This is a genomic window from Marilutibacter maris, assembly GCF_006546735.2.
Lineage (GTDB): Bacteria > Pseudomonadota > Gammaproteobacteria > Xanthomonadales > Xanthomonadaceae > Marilutibacter > Marilutibacter maris.
On the sequence record NZ_VICD02000091.1, the window covers coordinates 1 to 3,355 of the forward strand.

General features: G+C 72.2%; 3 protein-coding genes and 1 pseudogene. 2 read left to right on the forward strand and 2 right to left on the reverse strand.

The genetic code is table 11. The features are described from left to right. Positions 1-1,232: pseudogene (locus FKV24_RS19215) on the forward strand (hypothetical protein); the annotation flags it as partial. A gap of 145 nt (positions 1,233-1,377) precedes the next feature. Here the strand turns inward: FKV24_RS19215 and FKV24_RS06460 are convergent. After that, positions 1,378-2,022, reverse strand: coding sequence for a response regulator (locus FKV24_RS06460; RefSeq protein WP_111266466.1), 645 nt, complete (start codon positions 2,020-2,022; stop codon positions 1,378-1,380). A 180-nt stretch (positions 2,023-2,202) separates the two neighbouring features. Here FKV24_RS06460 and FKV24_RS06465 point away from each other — a divergent pair, with 180 nt between their 5' ends. After that, positions 2,203-3,120, forward strand: a complete 918-nt coding sequence (locus tag FKV24_RS06465; protein WP_141481802.1) for a M28 family metallopeptidase — start codon at positions 2,203-2,205, stop codon at positions 3,118-3,120. 3 nt (positions 3,121-3,123) lie between these two features. On the opposite strand, the gene FKV24_RS06470 is transcribed toward FKV24_RS06465, so the two are convergent. Next, the coding region (locus FKV24_RS06470; protein ID WP_211371805.1) for a hypothetical protein at positions 3,124-3,355 on the reverse strand (232 nt) is incomplete at its 5' end.

The window sequence follows — 3,355 nt, forward strand, 5'->3', positions numbered from 1 at the left end:
CGTCCGCCGACCAGCCGCAGGCCGCGACCGCACCGACGACCGCGGCCGATGCCGGTTCCAACCCGGACGAGACCGGCGAAGGCGGCAGCCGTCGTCGCCGTGGCCGCCGCGGTGGCCGTCGTCGCCGTCGCAGCGGCGGCGCAACCGAGGGCGGCAGCGAGAACGCAGCCTCCGGCGCTGGCGAGGGCGATGTCGCCGATGCCGTCGCCGACAAGGCTGCGAGCGACGCAGTCAGCACCAACGAGGCAGCCGAGGCGGCGAACGCCGGTGACAACAACGCCCGTCCGAAGGCTGCGACCGGCGATGCGCCGCCGCGCGAATCGGCGGCGGCGGTGACCGCAGCGGCGGTCGCTGTCAGCGTCGCTGACGATGCGTCGGACGAGGCCGGCGAGGATGCCGGTGTCAAGGCGGTCAGCCGCGCCCAGCCCGAGTTCGACTTCGACGACATCGAGCTGCCGGCGGCGCCTCAGGCGGAGACCCCGGCGCCTGCGACCGCCGTCGCCGATGCGGCGCCGGCGCAACAGCCCGAGCCGACCACGGCCGAGCTGGCCGCAAAGGCGGAACCGGTCGTCGCCAAGGCAGCCGTCTCCGAGCCTGTCGTCGCCAAGCCTGCTGTCGCCAAGCCTGTTGTCGCCGACACGTCCCTGACCGATGGGGGCAACGACGCTACGCCGTCGGCCGACGCCGCCGAACCGGAGGTCGCCGCCGATGTCGGCAGCGAAGCGAACCCGAGCGATGCCGCGACCGGCAGCGACGGCACCGTCGTGGCGAACGCCGAAGCGTCCGCGCCTGAAGCCGGGCACGATGAAGTCTCCAGCGAAGTCGCAGCGGACGCCTCCGAGCCCGTAGCCCCGGCCCCGGCCGAGACGGGCGACGTCGCCGAAGCGGCCGCGGCGGCGGATGCCGGGACGATGGAAGCCGCCCCGGCTCCGGTGGCCGAGGCCGCGACCCGCCAGGTCAGCCTGTTCGACCTCGACGGCGCCGACGCCAGCGCCGATGCGGCACCGGCCGACAGCACCGCTGCCGACGACCAAGCGGTCGCGGAGGACGAGGCCGTGGCGCCTGCCGCCGAAGCCCCGGCACCTGACGCCAAGTCCGCGGAATCTGCCTCCGAGCAGCAGGCCTCCGAGCAGGCCTCCGAGCAGGCCCCCGAGCCGGCCTCCAACGATGCCAGCGGCGAGGATGCCGGCGACGACGACCTGGCCAACGCAGCAGGCAAGCGCCACGCCTGATCGCGCCGGTCGCGCGACCGGCACACATGCATCCACGGACGGATGCGCCCGCACGGGCTGCCCACACCTGGTGTCGGCAGCCCGTTGCGTTACAGGGGGGGCAGCGGTGCCGGAGGCGCGATGCTTTCAGCGCCGCGGCGTCCGCTCACAGCGCCAGCGTGGGGTCGGCCAGGCCGTACTGACGGGCCAGGCGCGCGAGACCGACGGTGTCTTCCACCCCGAGCTTCACGAACATGTTGGCCTTGTGGGTGTAGATCGTCTTCGGGCTCAGGTTCAGACGCTTCGCGATCGCGTCTTGGCGCATGCCCTGGATCAGCAGCATCGCCACTTCCAGCTCGCGCCGACTCAGGCCGTCGAATGGCGACGCCTTGTCGCCCATCGTTTCCAGCGCCAGGTGCTGGGCGACATTGCCGGCCAGGTAGCGCTTGCCGCGCGAGACCTCGCGTATCGCCCGCAGCAGTTCGGCGGCGTCGCCGCCCTTGCCGACGTAGCCGCAAGCGCCGGTCTCCAGCAGCCGCCGCGGCATCGGACCGTCCTCCAGCACCGACACGATGATCACCCGGGGATGGTCCATGGCGACGATCTGCTCGGTCAGCCGCAGGCCGCCGACACCGGGCATGTGCAGATCGCACAGCACCACGTCGGGTTGCAGGCGGCGGATCTCCGGCAACGCCTGTTCGCCGTTGGCGGCCTCGCCGACGACCTCGATGTCGAGTTCGGCGGACAGCAGCATGCGCAGGCCGGTCCGCACCAGCGCATGGTCATCGACGAGGAATACCCGGATTGTCATCCCTGCCCTTTGTGGCACCTGCCCCGGTTGGCGACCGAGAGGCTACGTGCAGGCTGCCGCTGTCGCAAGCCGTGACCAGGCTTCACCGCCGGGGTCGTGCGCCTTCCGTGACCTGCGGCCCATGAGCGCGGCCACGGCGCTGCGGCAAACTCCGGTAGAGACAACACATACGGACTGCGGATGCGCCTTCGCCATACTTCCATCATCGTCGCCAGCCTGGCCCTGGCCCTGTCCGCATGCGCGGGGTTGCCACGGTCGCAGCCGTCCCCGCCCACGCGGCCGGTGTCGCCGGCCGCGGGCGACTGGCGCGACGACGTCGTCGCAATCACCGCCGGTGGCGACAATGCCGGGCGCGGCGAGGCGATCGTCGCCCTGCTCGACGGCTTGCGGATCCCGTCGCGGGCGCAGGCGTTCGAGATCGACGAGCAACGCGGCCGCAACCTGCTGGCCGCGGTCAGCGGCGCCGACGATGCGCCGTTGCTGTTGCTGGGCGCGCACTACGACAAGGTCGATGTCGGCGAAGGCGTCACCGACAATGCGTCCGGAAGCGCAGTCGTGCTCGCGCTGGCCGAGCGTTTCCGCGAGCGCCCGCTCGCCCATCATCGCGTCGCGGTCGCGTTCTGGGACCTTGAGGAGCGCGGTCTGCTCGGCTCGCGCGCCTACATCGAACAGGACAACGAACGCCCCGCGCTGTACGTGAACTTCGACGTATTCGGCTGGGGGGATACCTTGTGGATGATGGCCCCCGACCCGTCTGCGCGGATCACCACCGCCACCCGCGCCGCCGCCGACGCGGCACGACTGGCATTCGTGCCAGGCGAGCAATACCCGCCGACCGACCACCGGGCCTTCCTCGCGGCCGAGTGGCCGGCGGTGTCCTACTCGATGGTCGGCAATGAGGAGATCGACGGCATCCTGATGATGTACCAGGGACGCAAGCCGAAGCGGACCCCGAAGGTGATGAAGGTGATCCACAGCGACGGCGATACCCTGGCCGCGCTCGATGCCGACGGGGTCGTGCGCGGCATCGACGTGGTCGAGGCGGCACTGCGGCGCTGGGACGCCGAGGCCGCGCCCGCCGCCGTCGGCGCGCACTGAGCCTCAGTCCCGAGGCGCGTCCCGCGACAGCGGCAGCGCCGCGAGCATGGCCGCGATCGCGGTCGCGACCAGCAGGACGAATCCCCAGCGGTAGGCCTGGGCACCGCAGTCCCGCGCATCGCCGCATTCCAGCAGGGCCACCACCGCTACCGCGCCGACGGCCCCGCCCAGGCGCTGGGCGATATTGACCAGGGTGGCGGCGTCGCCGCTGCGGTCGCGCCCGGCGCCGGCATAG

What these genes read in the sequence shown, in the direction of transcription:
- FKV24_RS06460 (WP_111266466.1), bottom strand. Translation starts at nt 2,022, where the DNA reads ATGACAATCCGGGTATTCCTCGTCGATGACCATGCGCTGGTGCGGACC.
- FKV24_RS06465 (WP_141481802.1), top strand. Translation starts at nt 2,203, where the DNA reads ATGCGCCTTCGCCATACTTCCATCATCGTCGCCAGCCTGGCCCTGGCC.